The organism is Sedimentimonas flavescens (assembly GCF_025154035.1).
In the GTDB taxonomy this organism is placed as follows: Bacteria; Pseudomonadota; Alphaproteobacteria; order Rhodobacterales; family Rhodobacteraceae; genus Rhodobacter; species Rhodobacter flavescens.
On sequence record NZ_JAOALJ010000004.1, the window covers coordinates 129147 to 152639 of the forward strand.

The following is a 23493-nucleotide window of genomic DNA, read 5'->3' on the forward strand; positions in this document are numbered from 1 at the left end:
AGCAGGGACAATGGATCAGTTTACCCTAAACCTTCTCGTGGTGGGTGCGACTTTCGCGCTCTACTTCGGGATCGCGATCTGGGCCCGCGCGGGTTCGACCGCAGAATTCTACGCGGCCGGTGGCGGCGTTCACCCGGTTCTGAACGGTATGGCGACCGGCGCTGACTGGATGTCGGCCGCGTCGTTCATCTCGATGGCCGGTATCATCGCTTTCGGTGGCTACGACACCTCGGCCTACCTGATGGGCTGGACCGGTGGCTACGTGCTTCTGGCGATGCTTCTGGCGCCTTACCTGCGCAAGTTCGGCAAGTTCACCGTGCCGGAATTCATCGGTGACCGCTTCTACTCGGGCACCGCGCGCGTTATCGCCGTTATCTGCCTTCTGATCGCGTCGATCACCTACGTTATCGGTCAGATGTCGGGCGTTGGCGTTGCCTTCTCGCGCTTCCTCGAAGTCGAGGCTTCGACCGGCCTGTTCATCGGCGCCGCGGTCGTGTTCGCTTATGCCGTTCTTGGCGGCATGAAGGGCATCACCTACACGCAGGTCGCTCAGTACGTCGTTCTGATCATCGCCTACACCATCCCGGCGATCTTCATCTCGCTCAACCTGACCGGCAACCCGATCCCGGCTCTTGGCCTGTTTGCCGACGCCAAGTCGACCGGTGAGCCGCTGCTGACCACGCTGAACGGCATGCTCGCCGACCTCGGCTTCAGCTCGTACACGCAACAGTCCGACACCACGCTGAACATGTTCCTGTTCACGCTGTCGCTGATGATCGGTACTGCGGGTCTGCCCCACGTTATCGTGCGCTTCTTCACCGTTCCCAAGGTGTCGGACGCCCGTTCGTCGGCTGGCTGGGCGCTGGTGTTCATCGCGCTGCTCTACCTGACGGCTCCGGCCGTGGCTGCGATGGCGCGCATCAACCTGGTCAACACCGTTTATCCGGAAGGCACCACCGCTGCGCCGCTGGCGTACGAAGCTCGTCCGGATTGGGTCAAGAACTGGGAGAAGACTGGTCTTCTCAAGTTCGAAGACAAGAATGGCGATGGCCTGATCAACTACGTTGCTTCGAAAGATGCCAACGAGCTTGACGTGAACCGCGACATCATCACCCTGGCGAACCCGGAAATCGCTGACCTGCCTGGCTGGGTTATCGCTCTGGTTGCTGCCGGTGGTCTGGCTGCCGCTCTGTCGACCGCTGCGGGCCTGCTCATGGCGATCTCGTCGGCTGTGTCGCACGACCTGATCAAGGGTCAGATCAACCCGGGCATCTCGGAAAAAGGCGAGCTTCTGGCCGCCCGTGTTTCGATGGCCGTTGCGATCGTTCTGGCGACCTACCTGGGTCTGAACCCCCCGGGCTTCGCGGCGCAAACCGTGGCTCTTGCCTTCGGTCTGGCAGCTTCGTCGATCTTCCCGGCGCTGATGATGGGTATCTTCTCGAAGCGTGTGAACTCCAAGGGCGCCGTTATGGGTATGCTCGCGGGTCTGCTGACCACCCTCGTGTACATCTTCCTTCACAAGGGCTGGTTCTTCGTCGCAGGCACCAACAGCTTCACCGACGCCGACCCGCTGTTCCTCTCGATCAAGTCGACCTCGTTCGGCGCGATCGGTGCGATGATCAACTTCGCGGTCGCCTACTTCGTGTCGAACGCGACCGACGATGTTCCGGCCGATGTGCAGGAACTGGTCGAGTCGATCCGCATCCCGAAAGGCGCTGGCGCGGCCACCGGCCACTAAGCGTTTGGGCTTGGGTGGCGCTCCGGCGCCACCCCACAAAATCCCGGGTCGCCCGACAGGGCGACCCTCCTTCTCCGGAGAAAGTCATTATGGGCGGCGCACAACAGGCCATTATCGCGTTTCTTGAGAGCGTCCATCCTTATGACAACCTGCCGCGGGACGAGTTGGTGCGCGTCGCCAGTTCCTTCAGCCGCAGGGAGGTTCCCGCCGGAACCGACATCTATCGCAAGGACGACAAGCTTGAGGGCCTCTACCTGATCAAGTCGGGCGGGGTCGAGATCACCGAGGAGAACGGTGCCCTCGTGTCGATCCTTGGGCCGCGCAACTCGTTCGGCGAGCGCGGGTTGATGCGCGAAGGTATCGCTGTCACCAGCGCAAAGGCGACCGAGCAGACCGTGCTTCTGATGCTCCCGCTGGCCGAATTCGCCCGCCTGAGCGACGAGTTCCCCCCCTTCAAGCGGTTCTTCAACCGCACCCGCGGGCGCGAGTCGCGCCAGGCCGATATCGCGACCATGAAGATCGCCGATCTTCTGGCGCGCAAACCGATGAGCTGTTCGCCCGATGCGACAGTGCGCGAGGCCGCGCAGATCATGCGCGATTCCCATGTCTCCTCGCTCGGTGTGACTGAGGGTGACAAGCTGCGCGGCATCGTCACTGTGCGCGATCTGTCCAACAAGGTGCTGGCAGGCGGGCTGAGCCCCGATGTGCCGGTGCGCGATGTCATGACGCCCGATCCGATCTCGCTGCCGCTCAGTGCGCTTGGGTCGGACATCCTGCACATCATGCTGGAACGCCGTATCGGCCATCTGCCGATCGTCGAAGGCGGCCGCTTCGCCGGGATGATCACCCAGACGGACCTGACCCGCTTCCAGGCGGTCAGCTCGGCCGTGCTGATCCGCGACGTGGCTGGCGCCGACAGCGTCGAAGAGATGGCGGCGGTCACCGCGCGCATCCCGCAGCTTCTGGTGCAACTGGTCGGCGGGCATCACAGCCACGAGGTCGTTACCCGGCTGATTACCGATATCGCCGATGCCGTGACGCGGCGCCTGCTCGCCATGGCCGAGGCCGAGCTTGGCCCGGCGCCCGTGCCCTACCTCTGGCTGGCCTGTGGTAGCCAGGGCAGACAGGAGCAAACCGGCGTCAGCGATCAGGACAACTGCCTGATCATCGACGATGCCGTGACGCCCGACGACATGGTTTACTTCCGCAAACTCGCCAAGATCGTCTCGGACGGGCTGCATGCCTGCGGCTACGTTTATTGCCCCGGCGACATGATGGCGACGGCTGATCGCTGGTGTCAGCCCGCGCGGGTCTGGCGCGACTATTTCCACGGCTGGATCAACAAGCCGAACCCCGAGGCGCAGATGCTCGCCTCGGTGATGTTCGACCTGCGCCCCATTGGCGGCAATGGCCCGAGCCTCTATCAGAGCCTGCAAGAAGAGACGCTGGAGATCGCCGCGCGTAACTCGATCTTCGTGGCGCATATGATCTCGAACTCGCTCAAGCACACGCCGCCACTTGGCCTGATCCGCGGTTTCGCGACGATCCGTTCGGGCGAGCATCGCAATCACATCGACATGAAGCACAATGGCGTGGTGCCGGTCACCGATCTGGGCCGCGTCTATGCGTTGCAGGGGCGGTTGACTGCCGCCAACACTCGGGCGCGTCTGCTGGGTGCCGAGGAGGCGGGGATCATCTCGGCCTCGGGCGCGCGCGATTTGATCGAGGCCTATGACCTGATCGCCACGATGCGGCTTGAGAACCAGTCGCACCTGATCAAGGCGGGGCGGAAGCCGGACAACTATCTGGCGCCGTCGGACCTGTCGGATTTTGAGCGCTCGCATCTGCGCGACGCTTTCGTGGTGGTGCGCACGATGCAGTCGGCCGTTGGACACGGCAAGGCAGCAGTGAGCTAAGGGGTAACGATGGTCAACGATTTCATCACCATGCTGGCAGCGGCCTTTCTGGCCGTCGTCGTGGTTTTCGCGGCACGCCATGCGCTGCGTAAGATCCTCGGCGTACAGCTGCCCAAATGGGCGATGCCTGCGACGGCCGGTGTGGCAATGCTGTTCGCCACGATCTGGAGTGAATACGCTTGGTATCCGCGCCTGCGCGCTGGCCTGCCCGAGACCGCGACGATCCTGCGCACGGTCGAGGAGAGCAAGCCGTGGCGGCCCTGGACCTACGTATTCCCGATGACGGTGCGGGCGATGGCGCTGGATCGCGGCACGGTCCGCCATCCTGCACCGGGGATCGCACAAACCGAACTCTTGTTGATGCAGCGTTGGATGCCGGTACAGCCGGTCAGCGTTGCCTATGACTGCGAAAATGCGGCGCGCGCCGATCTTGTGGAGGGGGCGCAGATCAACCCGGATGGCACGCTGACGGGGGCCGAATGGTACCCGTTGGATGCCACCGATGAGGGACTGAAGGCCGCCTGTCTGGGAGGATGAACATGGCCGACGGTGGGAGGAAACATCGTGTCCTTATCGTGGAGGATGAGGACAACATCGCAATCGCGCTCGACTATCTGATGAGCCGCGAGGGCTTCGATCACGACCGCATCGCCACCGGTGCGGGCGCGATCGATCGCATCCGTGCGACACATCCCGATCTGGTGCTTCTGGATGTCATGTTGCCCGAGGTATCGGGCTATGAGATCTGCCAGGAAATCCGGGCCGATACCGGTCTGAGCGACGTGAAGATCCTGATGATGACCGCGCGTGGTTCCGCCATGGAGCGGCGCAAGGGGCTTGCCCTCGGGGCTGACGGGTTCATCGCAAAGCCGTTCGAACTCAAGGAATTGCGTGACGAGGTGCATCGTCTTCTCGATGAGGGAGCGCAGACATGACCCTGGCCAATCTCAGCCTCCGTTTGCGCGTCTTTCTGTTTTTTGCCGCGCTGGCGGCTGGGAATATCGGCGCCCTGGTCGCTGGAATGGTCTTCGGGTTTGAAAAACTGGGCGTGCCCGAGGCGCTCGATGGTTTCATCATCGGCGGCACGGTCGCCGGTTTCGTGATCCTCGGGTTGATCACCGGCGTATGGTTCCTGTTCGACGAAAACGTGGCCAAGCCGATTGAGCGGCTTGCAGGCGGGATGCGCGCGCGCACCCACGCCGAGGTCGCCTCGGAGCTCGACCAGTCCTCCGGCCGTTATCTGGGCGATCTGGCCCCCGCAGCAGCCGCCGTCACGCAGCATCTGGCCGAGACGCGCTCGGCCCTCATCGAGTCGGTGCAGCGCGAAACCAACCGTCTTGCGCGCGAGAAGGAGCGGCTCGAGGCGTTGCTTTCGGACGTTCCCGTGGGGGTTTTGCTGTGCACACCGGACCATCAGCTGGTTTTCTACAACGGGCAGGCGGTTGACCTTTTGGGTGGTGGCCATGCGCCGGGCCTTGATCGTCGGGTGTTTGATTACCTGCACCAGGCGCCGGTCGCCCATGCCTATGCACGTCTGATCGAGACCGACGATCCCGACGCCGCCTCGGACTTGCTGTGTTCCACGGTGGCTGACGGCAAGGTGCTGGCCGCCCGTATGCGCCTGTTGTCCGAGGGAGAGGATCGTCACATCACCTCCCGCCCCGGCTACGTTCTGACCCTGCGCGATGTGTCGGGCGACATGCGCGCCCATGCGCAGCGAGAGCAGCTGATGGACGAGCTGTTCGACCGGATCCGCCGCCCTGCCGCGGCGCTGCAATCGCTGACCGGGGTACTGACCGCGGATGACGGCCCGTCGGGCGCGGCACGCGACAAGGTGCGCTCGGCAGCGCGAACCGAGGCGCTGATGCTGGCCGATGCGATCCATACCCTCTTCGAGCGTCACGAGGCCAACCGCGCCGACTGGTGGCCGCTCGGGATGATCCGGGCTTCGGACCTTGGCGATGCGGTGCGTGCGCGGGTCGAGGCCGATCACGGTCAGATCGAGATCGAGGCCGCGCCGCTCATGTTGCGCTGCGAGGGTTTTGAGATGGTTGCGCTTCTCGGAACGCTGACGTCGCGGCTAGAGGGCCGCTCCGCGTTCCGCCTTGAGATCTCCGAGGAAGAGGGCGGTGCGCTGATTGCACTGGAATGGCATGGTGCGCCCGTGCCGATCAGCGAGCTTGAGCAATGGCTCGATGCGCCGCTTGAAGTGGGCATGGCCGATGTGACCGGGCGGCGGGTGCTTGTGACCCACGCCAGCGAGATCTGGCCCGAGCCGATGGCTGGCGGACGGGGGCGGCTCTGCATCCCGCTGCGCGAGGCCCGCCGCGTCACCAAGCGCCCCAAGCCGATCCCGCGCGCGGTGGTTTACGATTTCGAACTCCTGGGCCAGGTGCGCGACGCCGAGGTTGCCGCAACGCCGCTGGAACGGCTGACCTATGTGGTCTTCGATACGGAAACCACAGGCCTTTTGCCGACCGAGGGTGATGAGATCGTGCAGATCGCCGCCGTGCGTATCGTGAACGGGCGCCGGGTCGAGACCGAAGTGTTCGACACGCTCGTGAACCCGCACCGCAGCATCCCCCCGGCCTCGACCGAGGTGCACGGAATCTCGGATGCAATGGTCGTCGATGCGCCCGATATCGTCGAAGTCGGACGGCGTTTCCACAAGTTCGCCGAAGGGGCGGTTCTGATCGCCCATAACGCGCCCTTCGATATGGAGTTTCTGCGCCGCAAGGAGTTGGCGATCGGGCAGCATTTCGACAACCCGATCCTCGATACGGTTCTGCTGTCGGCGGTGGTGTTCGGCCAGTCCGAGACGCACAGCCTTGATGCGCTGACCCATCGCCTCGGGATCACGATCCCCGAGGAGGCGCGTCACACCGCGATCGGCGACACGGTCGCAACGGCGGATGCCTTCCTCAAGCTGCTGCCGGCGCTGAAGGCGCGCGGACTGAACACCTTTGGCGAGGTCGTGGCAGAGGTGCGCAAACACGGGCGGCTGCTCAAGGACCTCAACGCCTGAGGATCAGACGATCTCCAGCACGGCCTCGGGTGGGCGCCCGAGGCGCGCCGCCGTGTCGCTCAGGACCAGAGGGCGTTCGATCAGCTTGGGCTGCGCCGCCAGCGCGGCCAGGATCGTCGCGGTGTCCGCCTCGCGCGTCAGCGCCGCGGGGCGCTCCGCCTCTTTCCAGCGCACAAGCGTTTCGGCGGGCTGGTCCAGCAGGGCCAGTGCTTCGGCAAGCTCGGCAACGCTCGGCGGATCGGTGAGGTAAAGCCGCACCTCGGGCGTCAGTCCGCGCGCCTCAAGCAGCGCGAGCGTCTCGCGCGACTTGCTGCAGCGCGGGTTGTGCCAGATCGTCAGAGCCATTTGTCGCGCCCCGTACCCACGGCTTGCGAGACCGAGCCGAACCCGTCGCGCGCCAGCAGCGCATCAAGGCCGCGCGCGATCTCGGCGGCCAGTGACAGCCCGCCATAGACCATCGCGGTGTAAAGCTGCACGGCCGAGGCGCCCGCGCGGATCTTTTCATAGGCCTGTTCTGCGGTGCTGACCCCGCCAACCCCGATCAGCGGCAGCTTGCCCTGCGTGAGACGGGACATCTGCGCCAGCACGCGCGTGGACTTTTCGAACAATGGCTGCCCCGAAAGGCCGCCTTGCTGGCCACGATCTGCACTTTTCAAACCATCGCGCGAAAGCGTCGTGTTCGTGGCGATCAGACCGTCGATGCCCGCGTCAAGCGCGACCTCGGCGATCTCTTCCAGTTCCGCCGCGCTCAGATCGGGTGCGATCTTGAGGAAAACCGGGATACGGCGCGGCAGTCCGTTGCGCGTGTCGATCACCCCGGCCAGCAGTGCCGAGAGCGCCTCTTTGCCCTGAAGGTCGCGCAGCTTCTCGGTGTTGGGGGAACTGACATTGACGGTCGCGAAATCGATATGCGGCCCGGCATGGCGCAGGACGGTGGCGAAATCGGCCGCGCGGTCGGCGCTGTCCTTGTTCGCGCCAAGGTTCAGGCCCACGGGGATACCGGCGGGCTTGGCGGCCAGACGGGTGGTGATCGGCTCCATCCCCTCGTTGTTGAAGCCAAAGCGGTTGATCGCGGCGTTATCCTCGGTCAGGCGCCACAGGCGCGGGCGCGGGTTGCCCTCTTGCGGGCGCGGGGTGGCGGCACCGACCTCAAGGAAACCAAAGCCCGAGCGCATCAACTGCGGCAACGCCACGGCGTTCTTGTCATAGCCCGCGGCCAACCCGATCGGGTTAGCCAGATCGAGGCCCGCAAGCTGCGTCGCCAGACGCGGCGAGGTGATGGGGCCGGGAAGCGGCACCAACCCCGCGCGCAGCGCGCGCAGCGACAGGCCATGGGCGGTCTCGGGGTCGAAGCGGTGCAACAGCGCCAGCCCGGTGCGTTCGATCATGTTCACAGCAAACCCTCGGGGAAGATATGGCCGGTCGCGCCAAGCGGCAGGGAGCGATCCCAGGCCACCTCGGGCAGTTCCAGCGGACGGTAAAGATGCGGAAACAGCGCTCCACCGCGCGAGGGCTCCCATTTCAGGTCGGGGCCAAGCGCCGCGGCATGAACGGCCACCAGCACCAGATCGCTTTCGGTCGCGAAATGCTTGGCGGCGGTTTCGGCCACTTGCGACGCGGTCGAGAAATGGATGAAGCCGTCGGCCAGATCGACCGGAGCGCCAAGGGTGCGGCCCGCGTCACGGAACGCATTCCATTCAGGGCGGCGAAAGATCTTGTAAATCAGCATGGCAACCAAATGCCCTGTGCCCGGAAAATGGTCAATCCCGGCAATGCACCGATATGGCGCCAAGTCACCGCCCTGTTACGCATGGCCGCTAGCCAAAGTCGGAGCGCAACCTTTGACAGCGCGAGAAACTGACCTCACAGTAAAAACTGTCTGACAACACCGGAGGGTTCGATGCAAGCTCGTTTCCTGGCCTCAGCCGCAGCGCTCGCGCTTTCGGCGGGCACGGCTTCGGCCGATTACACGCTGCATGTGCTGCATATCAACGACATGCACAGCCGCATTGAAGAGATCAACAAATACGACTCCACCTGTTCGGCCGAGGATTCGGCCGAAGGCAAGTGCTTTGGCGGCGTTGCGCGCGTGGCCACCAAGATCAACGAGTTGCGCGATGCGATCAAAGCCGAGGGCGGCAATGTGATCGTGCTGGATGCGGGCGACCAGTTCCAGGGCTCGCTGTTCTACACGACCTACAAGGGCGCCGACACGGCCGAGTTCATGAACAAGATCGGCTTCGACGCGATGGCCGTCGGCAACCACGAATTCGACGATGGCCCCGAAGGGCTGGCCGGTTTTCTGGAGAAGGTCTCGTTCCCGGTGCTGTCGGGCAACCTCGACCTGAGCCAGTCGAACGTGCTCAACGGCAAGGTCAGCGACACGGTCGTGCTCGAGGTCGGCGGCGAGAAGGTCGGCATTGTCTCGGCGCTGGCGACCGATACGGTCGAGACCTCCTCGCCCGGTCCGGCGGTGCTTTTTCAGGACGAGGCCGAGAGCCTGAAGGCCGATGTGGCCGCGCTTGAGGCCGAGGGTGTGAACAAGATCATCGCACTGACCCATGTCGGCTTCGTCAAGGACAAGGCGCTTGGCGAGGCGGTTGCCGGGCTCGATGTGGTTGTCGGTGGCCACTCGCACACCAAGTTCTCGAACACCGAGGAAGGGGCCGAGAAATACCCGACGATGGCGGGTTCGGTGCCGGTCGTCTCGGCCTATGCCTATTCGAAATACGTTGGCCATCTCGTGCTGACCTTTGACGATGCGGGTATGCTCAAGGATGCCTCGGGCGATACCGTTCTGCTCGATGCCTCGGTTACCCCCGATGCCGCGATCGCCGCGCGCGTGGCCGAGCTGGCCAAGCCGCTTGAAGAAGTGCGCGCCAGGGTCGTGTCCGAGACCACCACAGACGTCGATGGCTCGCGCGATAATTGCCGGCAGATGGAATGCGCCATGGGGAACCTTGTGGCCGATGCGATGCTCGACCGTGTGAAGGGGCAGGGCGTCAGCATTGCCATCCAGAACGGTGGCGGTCTGCGCGCTTCGATCGACGCGGGTCCGGTGACCATGGGCGAGGTTCTGACGGTGCTGCCGTTCCAGAACACGCTCTCGACCTTCGAGGCGAAAGGCTCGACCATCGTCGCGGCGCTGGAGAACGGCGCGAGCCAGCTTGAGGAAGGCGCGGGCCGCTTTACTCAGGTTGCGGGCCTGAAATACACGCTTGACCCGGCACAACCGGCAGGCAGCCGGATCTCCGACGTCATGGTGATGGACGCGGGCAGCTGGATGCCGATCGACCCGGCGAAGGTCTATGGCGTGGTGACCAACAACTACGTTCGTCAGGGCGGCGACGGTTACAAGATGTTCGATAGCGAGGGCATGAACGCCTATGACTACGGCCCGGACCTCGCCGATGTGACGGCGGAGTATCTGGCCAAGGTCGGCCCCTATACCCCGGCGCTCGATGGGCGGATTACCCGCAAGTAAGCGGCCGAAAATACCAATGCAGCGGGGGCTTCGGCCCCCGCTTTGTCTTGCGCGCCCCGGTTCTGCGCCTAGGATCGCCGCAGGAGGAGCCAATGGACAGCCAGACACCCCAAACCCTGTTGCGCGCGATGTTCGACGCGGCCGTGGCCGCCGCCGATCCGATGCGCGTCATCCCCGCGCATCTGCCGCCGCGCCCGGCCGGACGGGTGGTTGTGGTCGGGGCGGGCAAGGCCTCGGCCCGGATGGCCGAGGCGGTTGAGACGGTTTGGGCCCCCTGCGAGGGGCTGGTAATCACGCGCTACGGCTATGCGCGCCCGACGCGGGGCATCGAGATTGTCGAGGCCGCCCATCCGGTGCCCGACGCCGCCGGAGTCGCGGCCACGCGGCGAATGTTGACGCTGCTTGAACGGCTGGGGCCGGACGATTTCGTTTTGGCGCTGATTTCGGGGGGCGGCTCGGCGCTGCTTTGTGCTCCGGCGGGTGATCTGACGCTGGCCGACAAGCAGGCGGTCAATGCCGCGCTTCTGGCCTCTGGCGCGCCCATCGACCAGATGAACACCCTGCGCAAACATCTGAGCGCGGTGAAGGGTGGGCAACTGGCGGCTGCGGCCTATCCGGCGCGGATGCTGGCGCTGATGATCTCGGACGTGCCGGGGGACGATCCGGCCTTCATCGCCTCGGGGCCGACGGTGGGGGATGCGCGCGGCATTGACGCGGCGCGCGCCATCGTTGCGCGCTACGGGATCGCCCTGCCACCGGCGGCGGAGGCGGTGCTGGCCCAAGGCGGGCGGGTTCTGGCGCCGGGCGATCCGCGTCTGAGCCGTGCCGAGACCCGGATCATCGCCGCCCCGGCGCAATCGCTGGCGGCGGCGGCCGAGGTCGCGCGTGCTGCGGGCTGCGATGTGCGGATGCTCGGCGATGCGCTGGAGGGTGAGGCCCGTGATCTGGGGCGGGCGCAGGCGCGCATGGCGCTGAAACTCGCGACCTCGGGGTTGGATCGGCCGCTTGTGCTGCTGTCGGGGGGCGAATGCACGGTGACGCGGGTTGCCGGGTCGGACGGTGTCGGCGGGCCGAATGCCGAGTTCGCCCTTGCCGCAGCGCTGGAATTGCAGGGCGCGCCGGGTATCTACGCGATTGCCTGTGATACAGATGGCGTCGATGGCGCGGCCGAGGTTGCGGGCGCGATCATCGGCCCCGATACTCTGGCGCGGGCCGAAGCCACGGGGCTGGATGCGCAAGCCGCGCTGGCCCGTCAGGACAGCCACGGCTTTTTTGCGGGGGTCGCAGGGCAGGTGGTGACTGGCCCGACGCTGACCAATGTCAACGATTTCAGGGCCTTCCTGATCCTGCCTTAGACGCCGTAATAGTCGCGATACCAGGCAACGAAGGCCTTCACCCCCTCAGGCACACGGGTCTTGGGCGCGTAGCCGGTAAGGTGCTTGAGAAGGCTCGCATCGGCCCAGGTGGCGGGTACGTCGCCGGCCTGCATCGGCATCAGGTTGCGCGTAGCGGCGCGGCCGGTCGCAGCCTCGATCGCGGCGATGAAATCGGTCAGTTGTACGGCGTCGGAATTGCCAATGTTCACCACGCGCCAGGGGGCCACGGGCGAGAGGCTGTCGCCGTCAGGCACCTCTCCGTTCTCGGGGCGAACGGGAGGCGTGTCGATCAGCAGGCGGATGCCCTCGACCAGATCCTCGACATAGGTGAAGTCGCGCTTCATGTCGCCGTAGTTGTAAACGTCGATCGGCTCGCCGTTCAGGATCGCCTTGGTGAACTTGAAAAGCGCCATGTCAGGGCGGCCCCAGGGCCCGTAGACGGTGAAGAAGCGAAACATCGTCACCGGCAGATCAAAGAGATGCGCATAGCTATGCGCCATGGCCTCGGTTGCCTTCTTGGTCGCCGCATAGAACGACATCTGGTGATCGGCCTTGTCGGTCTCGCGGTAGGGCATCTCGGTATTGGCGCCGAAGACCGAGGAGGTGGAAGCCAGCAGCAGGTGTTGCGGCGGATAAGCACGGGCGGCCTCGAGCAGCTCGAACGTGCCGGTGATGTTGCTGTCGAGATAGGAGCGCGGGTTCTCGATCGAGTAGCGCACGCCCGCCTGTGCGGCGAGGTGGATGACGATGTCGGGGCGCTCATCCGCCATCAGGCCCATCAGCAGACCCGGCGTTTCTACCCGCTCGTTCACCGCGCGGAAATTGGAGTTTTGAAGCAGCATGGACTGGCGGCGCTCTTTCAGGGCGACGTCATAATAGTCGGTCATCGCGTCGAGGCCGATCACGCGGAACCCGTCGGCGAGCAGGCGTTTGCAGGTGAAGTAGCCGATGAACCCGGCCGAGCCGGTGACGAGGGCGGTGCGTTGGGTGGTGGGCGTCATCGGATGTCCTGCTGGGCGGTTTGCCCCTGCATAGCCCGGCGCGTCGCCCAAGAAAACCGTTTCAGGCGGTGACGGTGAAGGGCGCGGGCAGATGGACCTCTTCGAGGTTCGGGGTCGCGCCGATCCGGTCGATGACGGCGAAGAGGCCGGGTTCGGCCAGCGGCGTCAGAACGCCGTGCCAGGTGCCGCGAAGCAGGTTGATGCCCTGCGCCCCGTTCGTCAGGAAAGCGCGCGGCGAGCCGGGCTGGCCGTTTTCGTCGGGGGCGACGATAACAAGGAACGGATCGGCAGTCATCGGGAGGAAGGCCTGGCTGCCCTCGGGGTGACGTTCGAGCAGATCGCAGCGGTAGGGAAGGGCGCGGGGAACGGCCTTGAAGATCGAGATCCCGGCGCGCCCGCCTGTGTCGTCGCCGAAGTCGAGCTGCGCGCGGTCGTGGAAGCGGCCGCAAAGCCCCGCGTTGATCAGCTTGTCGGGGGCACCTGTGGCCGCGAGCACATCACCGAAGGGGGCGAAGGCCACGGGCGTCAGGGGTTCGGCGCGGATCTGCATGGGGTGCTCCGGGTTGGGAAGGCCGGGGGTTTCACACCCCCGGACCCGCGTGGGATATTTCGGCCACGTTGAAGGGGTTAGCGCGCGAAGGGCCCGCGCAGTTTGGCGTGGCGGTTGACGTCCTTGTAGAGCAGGTAGCGGAACGGGCCGGGGCCAGCGGCGTAGCAGGCCTGCGGGCAATAAGCGCGCAGCCACATGAAATCGCCCGCCTCGACTTCGACCCAGTCGGTGTTGAGCTTGTAGACCGCCTTGCCTTCGAGGACGTAGAGGCCATGCTCCATCACATGGGTTTCCTCGAACGGGATAAGACCGCCCGGCTGGAAGGTGACGATGTTGACATGCATGTCGTGGCGCAGGTCGGTCGGATCGACGAAGCGGGTGGTGGCCCACCGGCCATGCGTGTCGGGCATGGCGATGGGGGCGATCTCGCGCTCGTTCGTGACGAAGGCTTCGGGGGCGGGCAGGCCGTGGGCGCGCTCGTAGAGTTTGCGCATCCAGTGGAAGCGCAGAGGGTGGTCGGCGCCGTTGCGCACATGCCAGGCGCAACCGGGCGGGATATAGGCGTAGCCGCCTGCGGAAAGCTCATGCTCCTGACCGTCGAGCGAGAGCCACATCTCGCCATCGGTGACGAAGAGGACGTGTTCGGCGCCCTCCTCCGGATCGGGGTTGTCCGAGCCGCCGTCGGGGCCGACCTCCATCACATATTGGCTGAAGGTTTCGGAGAAGCCGGTCATCGGGCGGGCGATCAGCCAGAGCCGTGTCTCGGTCCAGCCGGGCAGGTAGCTGGTGACGATGTCCGAAAAGCAGCCCTTGGGAATGAAGGCATAGGCCTCGGTGAAAATGGCGCGGCCGGTCATCAGGGCGGTTTGCGGGGGCAGACCCCCGGGGGGCGTGTAATAGCCGGTCATGGCAGTTGATCCTTCAGGCGCAGGTAGGCGATCCGCTCGACCTGGGCGCAGGCTGTGGTGAATTCTTGCTCGGGGCTGTTGGCGATCCGGGTCTCGAAGGCGCGCAGGATGCCCGCCTTGTCATGGTCGCGCACGGCGATGATGAACGGGAAGCCGAAGCGGGCGGTGTAGGTGTCGTTGAGACGGGTGAAGGCCGCCCGCTCGTCATCGGTCAGCGCATCAAGCCCGGCGCTGGCCTGTTCCGAGGTGCTCTCGGCGGTCAGGCGTTTGGCCTGCGCGAGTTTGCCCGCAAGATCGGGATGGGCGCGCAGCACGCCCATGCGCTCGTCGGGGCTGGCCGAGCGGAACATGCGGGCAAGCGCGTTGTGTAGCCCGATGGCACTGTCATGGGCGGGCCCGAGTTCGAGATCGAAGGCGCGTTCCGCGATCCAGGGGCTGTGCTCGAAGATCGAGCCGTAGCGGGTGACGAAAGTGGTGCGGTCCATCTCACTTGGGCGCTCGAAGTGCACGGGTGGGTGGGTGGCGGCCCAATGCGCCGCGATCTGGCCGCGGGTGGCGAACCAGACGCCCTCGTGCCCGCGTGCATAGTCGAGGAAGCGCTTCAGGCCCGCGACCTTGCCGGGGCGACCGATCAGGCGGTTGTGCAGCCCGACCGAGAACATCTTGGCCTGACCCGCCAGCCCCTCGGCATAGAGCGTGTCGAAGGTGTCCTTGAGGTAGGTGAAGAACTGCTCGCCCTCGATATAGCCGGGTGCCGTTGCAAATCGCATGTCATTGGCTTCGAGCGTATAGGGGATGACCAGCTGATCGCGCCCGGCGATGTGGCGCCAGTAGGGCAGATCGTCGTCATAGGTGTCCGAGATCCAGTCGAAAGCGCCCGTTTCCGCCGTTAGCCGTACCGTGTTGACCGAACAACGACCGGTGTACCAGCCGCGCGGGGGGGCGCCCACGACCTCGGTATGCAGACGGATCGCCTCGGCAATCTGGCGGCGTTCCTCATCTTCGGGCATGTCCTTGTGCTCGACCCATTTCAGGCCGTGGCTGGCAATCTCCCACCGCGCAGATTTCATCGCGGCGACCTGTTCGGGGTTGCGCGCAAGGGCGGTGGCGACGCCATAGATCGTCACCGGGATGTTGAGGCCGGTGAACAGCCGGTGCAGCCGCCAGAAGCCCGCGCGCGCGCCGTATTCGTAGATCGACTCCATGTTCCAGTGCCGCTGGCCGGGCCACATGGCCGCGCCTGCGATGTCGGACAGGAACGCCTCGGAGGCCGCGTCGCCATGCAGGACGTTGTTTTCGCCGCCTTCTTCGTAGTTCAGCACCATCGAGATCGCGATGCGCGCCCCGCCGGGCCAGTCCGCGTCGGGGGGATTGGCGCCGTAGCCGCGCATGTCTCGGGGGTAGCGGATCATTGGGGTCTCCGATCTTTTACTTGCCGATCAAAGGCCGAAACCGGCGCTGGCGCAAGGGGTGCCTTGCGGGGTTGGCGGGGCGGGCGCATAGTTGCCCAAAAGGAGGGCGAGATGGACGGATACCTGACGACGCATGTGCTCGATGCCGCCCGGGGCGTTCCGGCAGAGGGGTTGCGCATCGAGCTTTACGCCCATCACTACGGTGGGCGGGAGAAGATTGCCGAGGCCGTGACCAATGCCGACGGGCGCACCGATGGCCCGATTCTGCCTAAGGGGGATTTCGGCCCGGGTGAGTATGAGCTGGTCTTCCATGCGGGCGATTATCTGCGCGCTTCGGGCCAGGCCGGGGCGTCGCCGCTGTTTCTCGACCTCGTGCCGATCCGCTTCGGGATCAGCGATGCGGGCGCGCATTACCATGTGCCGCTGCTGCTCTCGCCCTACGGCTATTCCACCTATCGCGGCAGCTGAGCCGCTCAGCGCCCGGCGCGGGCGTGACGTTGTGAGAATGGATGGGCGACCCCACCGCGCGTAGAGCGCCACGGATTGAGGGCTTGCCGTTTTCACGATGGCGGCGGAAGCTGCTGGAAAAAACGAGGGTCCGATGCTCGACTATACCTTCTGGCTGGAATGGGCGCAGTTCGCCGTGCGCTGGCTGCATGTGATCACCGCGATCGCCTGGATCGGTTCGTCCTTCTATTTCATAGCGCTCGATCTGGGCCTGCGCCCCGAGGAGGGTGCCCCCAAGGGCGTTCATGGGGCCGCATGGCAGGTGCATGGCGGCGGCTTCTACCATATCCAGAAATACCTGGTCGCGCCCGAGCGGATGCCGGCGGATCTGACCTGGTTCAAATGGGAAAGCTACATGACCTGGGTGTCGGGCTTTGCCATGCTGGTGCTGGTCTATTGGGCGGGCGCGCAGTTCTACCTGATCGATCCGAGCGTCGCGGACCTGCCGGCCTGGGCGGCGATCGCGATCTCACTTGGTTCGCTGACGATTGGGTGGATCGCCTATGACCTGATCTGCAAGTCGCGCTTTGGCGACGACAACACGCGGCTGATGCTGTTTTTGTATGTCGTGCTGGTTGTTATGGCCTGGGGCTATACGCAGGTCTTCTCGGGGCGGGCGGCGCTGCTGCATCTGGGCGCGTTCACCGCCACCATCATGTCGGCCAACGTCTTCTTCATCATCATCCCGAATCAGAAAATTGTGGTGGCCGACCTCATGGCGGGCCGCGCGCCCGATCCGAAATACGGCAAGATCGCCAAGCAGCGCTCGACCCATAACAACTATCTGACGCTGCCGGTGCTGTTCCTGATGCTGTCGAACCACTATCCGCTGGCCTTCGCGAGCGAGTGGAACTGGCTGATCGCCTCGCTTGTCTTCCTGATGGGCGTGACGATTCGGCATTTCTTCAACACCCATCATGCACATAAGGGCACGCCGTGGTGGACCTGGGGGGTCACGGCGGTGCTGTTTGCGCTGATCGTCTGGCTCTCCAGCTTGACCGGCCCGCAGGAGGAAATGGACGAGGCCGCCCTGCCGCCCGCCGCGCAGCGTTTTGCCGAGGCGCCGGGGTTCGAGGCGGTGACGGATATCGTGATGGGGCGCTGCTCGATGTGCCATGCCGCCGAGCCGGGCTTTGACGGGATCGGGCGTGCGCCCAAGGCGGTGCATCTGGAGACGCCCGCGCAGATCGCCAATGCCGCGCATCAGATCTATGTGCAATCGGGGCTGACCCATGCGATGCCGCCCGCCAATCTCAGCTTCATGGAACCCGACGAGCGCGCGCAGATCCGCACATGGTATCGCGCCGCGACCGAGGGCTGAGGCGCGCAGCGCGCGCAATGGGGTCCGGAACAATTGCCGAGGTGGCCTTGCAGGGGCCTGCCCGCGCCACTAAGACTCCGGTAAAGGACTTCGAATAATCGTTTCGCGAGATACGCAGGGAAGGGCAGGCCAATGAAAGACCCGATGGACCTCTACATGAACACGCTGGTGCCGATGGTGGTCGAACAGACCTCGCGCGGCGAGCGTGCCTATGACATCTATTCGCGTCTGCTCAAGGAGCGGATCATCTTCCTCGCGGGTCCGGTTCATGACGGCATGTCCACGCTGATCTGCGCGCAGCTCCTGTTCCTTGAGGCCGAGAACCCCTCGAAGGAAATCGCGATGTATATCAACTCGCCCGGTGGGGTGGTGACCTCGGGCCTGTCGATCTACGACACGATGCAATACATCCGCCCCAAGGTCTCGACGCTGGTGATCGGCCAGGCGGCCTCGATGGGCTCGCTGCTGCTGACCGCGGGTGAAAAGGGGATGCGCTTCTCGCTGCCGAACTCGCGCGTGATGGTGCACCAGCCCTCGGGCGGCTACCAGGGCCAGGCGACCGACATCATGATCCACGCTCAAGAGACGCAAAAGCTCAAGCGGCGCCTGAACGAGATCTACGTCAAGCACACCGGCAACGAATACGACAAGGTCGAGGCCGCGCTGGAGCGCGACAACTTCATGTCCGCCGAAGAGGCCAAGAACTGGGGCCTGATCGACGAGATCCTCGACAGCCGCGGCAAGGTCGAAGAGGCCAAGTGATCCCGCCGCTTGCGACGGAATTTTGACATTGTGATGGACGGGGGGCTGTCCTAGACTTTTGGAAAGGCAGCCCTTCAAAGGCCCCGGAGCACTCCGGGACAGCGCAGAGGACGACGATGGCTAACAACAACGGCTCAGACAGCAAGAACACGCTCTACTGCTCGTTCTGCGGCAAGAGCCAGCACGAGGTGCGCAAGCTGATTGCAGGCCCCACTGTGTTCATCTGCGACGAATGCGTCGAGCTGTGCATGGATATCATTCGCGAGGAAACGAAGACCGGCGGCCTCAAGGCCACCGACGGCGTTCCGACCCCGCGCGACATCTGCAAGGTTCTGGACGATTACGTGATCGGGCAGGAGCACGCGAAGCGCGTCCTCTCGGTCGCCGTGCACAACCACTACAAGCGGCTCAATCACAGCGCCAAGACCGATATCGAGCTGGCGAAGTCGAACATCCTGCTGATCGGCCCGACCGGCTGCGGCAAGACGCTGCTGGCGCAGACGCTAGCGCGCATCCTCGATGTGCCCTTCACCATGGCCGATGCGACCACGCTGACCGAAGCCGGTTACGTGGGCGAGGATGTCGAGAACATCATCCTCAAGCTCCTGCAGTCCTCGGAGTACAACGTCGAGCGCGCGCAGCGTGGCATCGTCTATATCGACGAGGTCGACAAGATTACGCGCAAGTCGGACAACCCCTCGATCACCCGCGACGTGTCGGGCGAGGGTGTGCAGCAGGCGCTCCTGAAGATCATGGAAGGCACCGTGGCCTCGGTTCCGCCGCAGGGCGGGCGCAAACATCCGCAGCAGGAATTCCTGCAGGTGGACACCACGAACATCCTGTTTATCTGCGGCGGCGCCTTTGCCGGTCTCGACCGGATCATCGCGCAGCGCGGCAAGGGTTCGGCCATCGGCTTCGGTGCCGAGGTCAAAGACCCCGAATCGCGTGGTGCGGGTGAGCTGTTCAAGGAGCTTGAGCCGGAAGATCTGCTGAAATTCGGCCTGATCCCGGAATTCGTCGGGCGTCTGCCGGTGATCGCAACGCTCGAAGATCTCGACGAGGCGGCACTGATCACGATCCTGACCGAGCCGAAGAACGCCCTGGTCAAGCAGTACCAGCGCCTGTTCGACATTGAGGGGGTCAAGCTGACCTTCACGCCGGATGCGCTGAGCGCGATTGCCAAGCGCGCGATCAAGCGCAAGACCGGTGCGCGCGGCCTGCGCTCGATCATGGAGGACATCCTGCTCGACACGATGTTCGAACTGCCGGGACTCAATGGCGTGCAGGAGGTCGTAGTGAACGAGGAGGCCGTGGACAAGTCCGAGGCCAAGCCGCTTCTGATCTACGCGGACGCCAAGAAAGAACCCAAGACCGCCGGTTAAGGTGGGGACGGCGGGCCAAGGCCCGCCGTTTTGCTCTCCGGGGTCTGCAAATTGCGCCCAAATCACTGGACCTTGCCGCGCCCTGCGCTATAAGGGGCCAAGCAAGCTCTGCGGAGGATAGACATGAAATTCCTGCTTCGCCTTCTGACCTGGTGGAACGGCCAGACCCTCGGCACCCAGATCTTTACCGCGCGCAAGGGCGTGAAGGTCGGCGAGGACGAGCAGGGCAACGTCTATTACCAGACCGCCGATGGCAAGCGCCGCTGGGTGATCTACAACGGCGAGGTCGAGGCAAGCCGCATTTCGCCCGACTGGCACGGCTGGATGCACTTTACCTATCCCGAACCGCCGACCAAGCAGCCGCTGCCGCACAAATCCTGGGAACTGCCGCACAAGGACAACCGCACCGGCCTGGCCGATGCCTATGTTCCCGCCGGTTCGATCCGTCGTGCGTCGCTGATCGAGCGTCGCGATTACGAGGCTTGGCAGCCGGAGTGAGGCTGCCCCTTCAAGGAGGGCGGCATGAGTGAAAATCGCGTAGAAGTGTTTGCAGGGGCGGTCGTTCTGGCCGTCGCGGTTGGTTTCATGGTTTGGGCCGGGCGTGATTCCGGGCCGAGTTCTGGCACTTACCCGCTGCATGCCTCGTTCCGTTCCGTCGAGGGAATCGTTGTCGGCACCGACGTGCGCATGGCGGGCGTGAAGGTCGGCAGCGTGACCGAGATCAAGCTCGACCCCCTGACCTTCTTCGCCGACACCACGCTCGCGCTGCGCGACGACATTCAGCTGCCCGACGATTCGGCCGCGCTGGTCTCGTCCGAGGGGCTCATGGGGGGGTCGTTTGTCGAGCTGGTCCCCGGTGGCAGCCTCGAGACGCTGGCGGAAGGCGACGAAATTCTCGACACTCAGGGTGCTGTCTCCGTGCTGGCGCTGATGATGAAATTCGCGGGCGGAAGCTCGCAGGAAGGGCAGTAATGATCCGTTTGGCGATGCTGGCGCTGGTGCTGGGCAGCGGCGCGGCGATGGCGCAGGACACGCCCGAGGGGCTGGCCGAGGCGCCCGGCGCGATTCTGCGCGGCCTCGACAAGGTGGCAGGCACCTCCTCGGATATCATTCTCTCGGCAGGACAGACGGCCGAGTTCGGCTCGATCAGCGTGACGCTGCGCGAATGCCGCTATCCGGCGGACGACCCGTCCTCGAACGCCTATGCCTATCTGCTGATCAATGAGAAGGGCGCAGCGCAGCCCGCCTTCGCGGGTTGGATGATCGCCGACAGCCCGGCGCTTTCGGCGCTGGATCATCAGCGCTATGACGTCTGGGTCATTCGCTGCAAGATGGAGTGAGCGTCGGGGATCGGCGGTACGGTGAAATCCGCGTCTATCGCCAACGCCGCAGCCAGCCTTCCGCGATACTCCGCGCGCGAGACTTCCGTGGCGCCCAGGCTTGCCAGATGCGGCGTCAGGTATTGCGTGTCGAAAAGCGTAAAGCCCGCGAGGCGCAGGCGGTCCACCGTATAGGCCAGCGCGACTTTTGAGGCATTGCTGGCGCGCGAGAACATGCTCTCGCCGAAGAAGGCCCCGCCAAGGGTGATACCATAGATCCCGCCCATCAGTTGCCCATCCTGCCAGGTCTCGACGCTATGGGCAAAGCCCGCGGCGAAGAGTTCGTCATAGAGATCGAAGAGCGGTCCGTTGATCCAGGTCTCGGGGCGTTCGGCGCAGCCCTCGACCACGGCGCGAAAGGCGGTGTCGGTTCGAATAGTGAAGGTTTCGCGCCGGATGGCTTTCGCCAGTGAGCGCGAAATGTGGAAATTTTGTAGATCGAAAATGCCGCGCCGCTGTGGGTCGAACCAGTGCAACTCGGGCGCATCGCGGCTTTCGGCCATCGGGAAGATGCCCTGGGCATATCCCGATAGCAGCATCCGCGCTGTCAGCTTTGTTGCCATGCCCGTCCCCGAGATCGTCCCGCGCGGCAAGCATGGTCTGATTCCGCCCGGCATTCAAACCGATTGGAGCAAATGAAAACGCCCCCTTTCGGGGGCGCATCGTGATCAGCCGAAGGTCTTGGCGAGCCACTTCTCGAGCCAGTGGATCGAGTAGTCGCCCTTCTGGATATCGGGCTCGGCCAGCAGCGAGTGGAACAGCGGAACGGTCGTATCCACGCCGTCCACGATCAACTCGCCCAGGGCGCGGCTTAGGCGGGCCAGCGCCTCATCCCGGTCGCGGCCATGCACGATCAGCTTGCCGATCAGGCTGTCGTAATAGGGCGGGATCTTGTAGCCGTCATAAAGCGCCGAATCCATCCGCACACCCAGCCCGCCGGGGGCGTGATACTGGGTGATCTTGCCGGGGCAGGGGCTGAAGTTCGGCAGCTTCTCGGCGTTGATCCGCACCTCGATCGCGGCGCCACGGATCGTCAGGTCTTCCTGGCGGAAGTCCATCGGCAGGCCCGCAGCGACGCGGATCTGTTCGCGCACGAGATCGACGCTGAAGATCGCCTCGGTCACCGGGTGCTCCACCTGAAGGCGGGTGTTCATCTCGATGAAGTAGAACTCGCCATCCTCGAACAGGAACTCGATCGTGCCAGCGCCCGAGTATTTCAGCTCGGCCATGGCGTCGGCGCAGATGCCGCCGATGCGGGCGCGCTGCTCGGGGGTGATGCAGGGGCCGGGGGCCTCTTCGAAGACCTTCTGGTGACGACGCTGGAGCGAGCAGTCACGCTCACCCAGATGCACGGCGCGGCCCTTGCCGTCGCCGAAGACCTGGATCTCGATGTGACGCGGCTTCTGGAGATACTTCTCCATATAGACTTCGTCATTGCCGAAGGCGGCCTTGGCCTCGGAGCGCGCGGTGCGGAAGGCGATTTCCAGCGCCTCTTCGTTCTGCGCGACCTTCATCCCACGGCCGCCGCCGCCGGCGGTGGCCTTGATGATGACCGGATAGCCGATCTCGGCCGCGACGCGCTTGGCGGTCTCGTAATCCGGCACACCGCCGTCCGAGCCCGGAACCACCGGAATCCCGAGGTTCTTTGCGGTCTCCTTGGCGGTGATTTTGTCGCCCATGATGCGGATATGCGCAGCCGAGGGGCCGATGAAGGTGATGCCGTGGTCTTCGAGCACCTGAACGAAGGTCGCGTTCTCGGACAGGAAGCCATAGCCGGGGTGGATCGCCTGCGCGCCGGTGATCTCGCAGGCGGCGACCAGCGCGGGGATCGACAGGTAGCTTTCGGCCGAGGAGTTCGGGCCGATGCAGACGCTCTCGTCCGCCATGCGCACATGCATCGCGTCGCTATCGGCGGTGGAGTGCACCGCGACCGAGGCGATCCCCATCTCGCGACAGGCGCGGATCACGCGCAGCGCGATCTCGCCGCGGTTGGCGATCAGGATCTTGTCGAACATGGGGCCCCCCTTACTCGACGATCATCAGCGGAGTGCCGAACTCGACGGGCGAGGCGTCATCGATCAGGATGCGCTTCACGGTGCCGGATTTCGGTGCGGGGATGTGGTTCATCGTCTTCATCGCTTCGACGATCAGCAGCGTCTGGCCTTCCTTGACCGCATCGCCGACCTTGACGAAGGCCGAGGCGCCGGGCTCGGGCGACAGGTAAACGGTGCCGACCATCGGCGAGGTCACGGCGCCGGGGTGGGCGGCCGGGTCAGCCTCGGCTGCGGCGGCGGGGGCAGCAGCAGCGGGCGCGGCCGCCGGGGCCGGAGCGGCCATCGGCGCGGCGGCGTAAACCGGGGCGGGGGCGGCAACGACCGTCGCCTGCTTGACCACGCGCACCTCAAGGCTGTCATCCTCGCCATACTCGCGCACGACGGAAAGCTCCGTCAGCTCATTCTTGTTCAGAAGCTCTGCCAGCGCCTGAATGAATGCCACGTCGTTTTCATGGGATTGTTTGCTCATGCCGTCCTCGAAGGGTGGTGTCGGTTCTCTTGTCGGCCCTTTTTGAGAGGTGGGCCGCGCCTTGATATGGGGGGGTTATACGCCAGCACAACGTGGGAGGAAAGCGCCAACGACTGTCCCGGCGTCATCCTTTGTCGCAGGCGAGGCCGGTGTTTGCGCCTAAAAAAGCGCCGTTTCGCGGCGAAGGAGGGCTGAAAATTCGCGATATT

Annotated in this window: 24 protein-coding genes; 14 read left to right on the forward strand and 10 right to left on the reverse strand. The window is 64.7% G+C overall.

The window, feature by feature from the left end:
• Positions 1-10 precede the first annotated feature (10 nt).
• The 5 genes from N3C64_RS09020 (at position 11) to N3C64_RS09040 (ending at position 6679) form a co-directional block, all read left to right on the forward strand.
• Positions 11-1738 (forward strand): sodium:solute symporter family protein, encoded by a 1728-nt coding sequence (locus N3C64_RS09020; RefSeq protein WP_218630986.1) that lies wholly within the window; start codon positions 11-13, stop codon positions 1736-1738.
• Positions 1739-1827: 89 nt separating this feature from the next.
• Positions 1828-3654: a DUF294 nucleotidyltransferase-like domain-containing protein gene (locus N3C64_RS09025; RefSeq protein ID WP_260014019.1), complete on the forward strand. Its 1827-nt coding sequence runs from the start codon at positions 1828-1830 to the stop codon at positions 3652-3654.
• 9 nt (positions 3655-3663) lie between these two features.
• Positions 3664-4191, forward strand: coding sequence for a hypothetical protein (locus N3C64_RS09030; RefSeq protein ID WP_218630988.1), 528 nt, complete (start codon positions 3664-3666; stop codon positions 4189-4191).
• 2 nt (positions 4192-4193) lie between these two features.
• Positions 4194-4589: a response regulator transcription factor gene (locus N3C64_RS09035; RefSeq protein WP_218630989.1), complete on the forward strand. Its 396-nt coding sequence runs from the start codon at positions 4194-4196 to the stop codon at positions 4587-4589.
• Entirely contained in the window at positions 4586-6679 is a 2094-nt protein-coding gene (locus tag N3C64_RS09040) for a 3'-5' exonuclease (RefSeq protein ID WP_260014020.1), read from the forward strand. The genes N3C64_RS09035 and N3C64_RS09040 overlap by 4 nt, the downstream gene beginning before the upstream one ends.
• 3 nt (positions 6680-6682) lie before the next feature.
• Here N3C64_RS09040 and arsC read toward each other — a convergent pair whose 3' ends face one another.
• From arsC to N3C64_RS09055, 3 genes are read right to left on the reverse strand one after another with little or no spacing between them, the layout of a single operon-like run.
• Positions 6683-7024 (reverse strand): arsenate reductase (glutaredoxin), encoded by a 342-nt coding sequence (gene arsC / locus N3C64_RS09045; RefSeq protein ID WP_218630991.1) that lies wholly within the window; start codon positions 7022-7024, stop codon positions 6683-6685.
• Positions 7015-8073, reverse strand: coding sequence for a quinone-dependent dihydroorotate dehydrogenase (locus N3C64_RS09050; RefSeq protein WP_260014021.1), 1059 nt, complete (start codon positions 8071-8073; stop codon positions 7015-7017). Before N3C64_RS09050 ends, arsC begins: the two co-directional genes overlap by 10 nt.
• Positions 8070-8408 carry a DUF952 domain-containing protein gene (locus N3C64_RS09055; RefSeq protein ID WP_260014022.1) on the reverse strand — a complete coding sequence of 113 codons (339 nt, stop codon included), beginning with the start codon at positions 8406-8408 and terminating at the stop codon, positions 8070-8072. Before N3C64_RS09055 ends, N3C64_RS09050 begins: the two co-directional genes overlap by 4 nt.
• A gap of 171 nt (positions 8409-8579) precedes the next feature.
• Between N3C64_RS09055 and N3C64_RS09060 the strand changes: the two genes are divergently transcribed.
• Together N3C64_RS09060 and N3C64_RS09065 are read left to right on the forward strand one after the other, a co-directional pair.
• Positions 8580-10163: a bifunctional metallophosphatase/5'-nucleotidase gene (locus N3C64_RS09060; protein ID WP_260014024.1), complete on the forward strand. Its 1584-nt coding sequence runs from the start codon at positions 8580-8582 to the stop codon at positions 10161-10163.
• A 92-nt stretch (positions 10164-10255) separates the two neighbouring features.
• The gene (locus N3C64_RS09065) at positions 10256-11518 is read left to right on the forward strand and encodes a glycerate kinase type-2 family protein (RefSeq protein ID WP_260014025.1); all 1263 of its coding nucleotides are present in this window, start codon (positions 10256-10258) and stop codon (positions 11516-11518) included.
• Here N3C64_RS09065 and N3C64_RS09070 read toward each other — a convergent pair.
• The 4 genes from N3C64_RS09070 to puuE all read right to left on the reverse strand — a co-directional run bounded on the left by N3C64_RS09070 (position 11515) and on the right by puuE (position 15410).
• On the reverse strand, positions 11515-12540 hold the full coding sequence (locus N3C64_RS09070; protein WP_260014026.1) for an NAD-dependent epimerase/dehydratase family protein: 1026 nt from the start codon (positions 12538-12540) through the stop codon (positions 11515-11517). The genes N3C64_RS09065 and N3C64_RS09070 overlap by 4 nt on opposite strands.
• A 61-nt stretch (positions 12541-12601) precedes the next feature.
• On the reverse strand, positions 12602-13090 hold the full coding sequence (locus N3C64_RS09075) for an ureidoglycolate lyase (protein ID WP_218630997.1): 489 nt from the start codon (positions 13088-13090) through the stop codon (positions 12602-12604).
• A 77-nt stretch (positions 13091-13167) separates the two neighbouring features.
• Positions 13168-13998, reverse strand: coding sequence for a bifunctional allantoicase/(S)-ureidoglycine aminohydrolase (locus N3C64_RS09080; protein WP_218630998.1), 831 nt, complete (start codon positions 13996-13998; stop codon positions 13168-13170).
• A complete protein-coding gene (gene puuE / locus N3C64_RS09085; protein WP_260014027.1) occupies positions 13995-15410 on the reverse strand; it encodes an allantoinase PuuE in 1416 nt (471 codons plus the stop codon). The genes N3C64_RS09080 and puuE overlap by 4 nt, the downstream gene beginning before the upstream one ends.
• A 111-nt stretch (positions 15411-15521) precedes the next feature.
• On the opposite strand from puuE, the gene uraH reads away from it, so the two are divergent.
• The 7 genes from uraH to N3C64_RS09120 all read left to right on the forward strand — a co-directional run bounded on the left by uraH (position 15522) and on the right by N3C64_RS09120 (position 20722).
• Positions 15522-15878, forward strand: coding sequence for a hydroxyisourate hydrolase (uraH, locus tag N3C64_RS09090; RefSeq protein ID WP_260014028.1), 357 nt, complete (start codon positions 15522-15524; stop codon positions 15876-15878).
• A 133-nt stretch (positions 15879-16011) separates the two neighbouring features.
• Positions 16012-17238 carry a urate hydroxylase PuuD gene (locus N3C64_RS09095; protein WP_260014029.1) on the forward strand — a complete coding sequence of 409 codons (1227 nt, stop codon included), beginning with the start codon at positions 16012-16014 and terminating at the stop codon, positions 17236-17238.
• Between the two features lie 132 nt (positions 17239-17370).
• Positions 17371-18000: an ATP-dependent Clp protease proteolytic subunit gene (locus tag N3C64_RS09100; RefSeq protein WP_218631002.1), complete on the forward strand. Its 630-nt coding sequence runs from the start codon at positions 17371-17373 to the stop codon at positions 17998-18000.
• A gap of 116 nt (positions 18001-18116) precedes the next feature.
• Positions 18117-19382, forward strand: a complete 1266-nt coding sequence (gene clpX / locus N3C64_RS09105) for an ATP-dependent Clp protease ATP-binding subunit ClpX (protein WP_260014030.1) — start codon at positions 18117-18119, stop codon at positions 19380-19382.
• Between the two features lie 123 nt (positions 19383-19505).
• On the forward strand, positions 19506-19880 hold the full coding sequence (locus N3C64_RS09110; protein ID WP_218631004.1) for an NADH:ubiquinone oxidoreductase subunit NDUFA12: 375 nt from the start codon (positions 19506-19508) through the stop codon (positions 19878-19880).
• Positions 19881-19904: 24 nt separating this feature from the next.
• Complete coding sequence (gene mlaD, locus N3C64_RS09115; RefSeq protein WP_260014033.1) at positions 19905-20354, forward strand: outer membrane lipid asymmetry maintenance protein MlaD; 450 nt, start codon at positions 19905-19907, stop codon at positions 20352-20354.
• On the forward strand, positions 20354-20722 hold the full coding sequence (locus N3C64_RS09120; protein WP_218631006.1) for a DUF2155 domain-containing protein: 369 nt from the start codon (positions 20354-20356) through the stop codon (positions 20720-20722). The genes mlaD and N3C64_RS09120 overlap by 1 nt, the downstream gene beginning before the upstream one ends.
• Here N3C64_RS09120 and aat read toward each other — a convergent pair.
• The 3 genes from aat to accB form a co-directional block, all read right to left on the reverse strand.
• Positions 20686-21324 carry a leucyl/phenylalanyl-tRNA--protein transferase gene (gene aat, locus N3C64_RS09125; RefSeq protein ID WP_260014036.1) on the reverse strand — a complete coding sequence of 213 codons (639 nt, stop codon included), beginning with the start codon at positions 21322-21324 and terminating at the stop codon, positions 20686-20688. The two genes, N3C64_RS09120 and aat, sit on opposite strands and share 37 nt — an antisense overlap.
• A gap of 105 nt (positions 21325-21429) precedes the next feature.
• A complete protein-coding gene (accC, locus tag N3C64_RS09130; protein ID WP_218631008.1) occupies positions 21430-22776 on the reverse strand; it encodes an acetyl-CoA carboxylase biotin carboxylase subunit in 1347 nt (448 codons plus the stop codon).
• A gap of 10 nt (positions 22777-22786) precedes the next feature.
• A complete protein-coding gene (gene accB, locus N3C64_RS09135) occupies positions 22787-23284 on the reverse strand; it encodes an acetyl-CoA carboxylase biotin carboxyl carrier protein (protein WP_218631009.1) in 498 nt (165 codons plus the stop codon).
• Positions 23285-23493 lie beyond the last annotated feature (209 nt).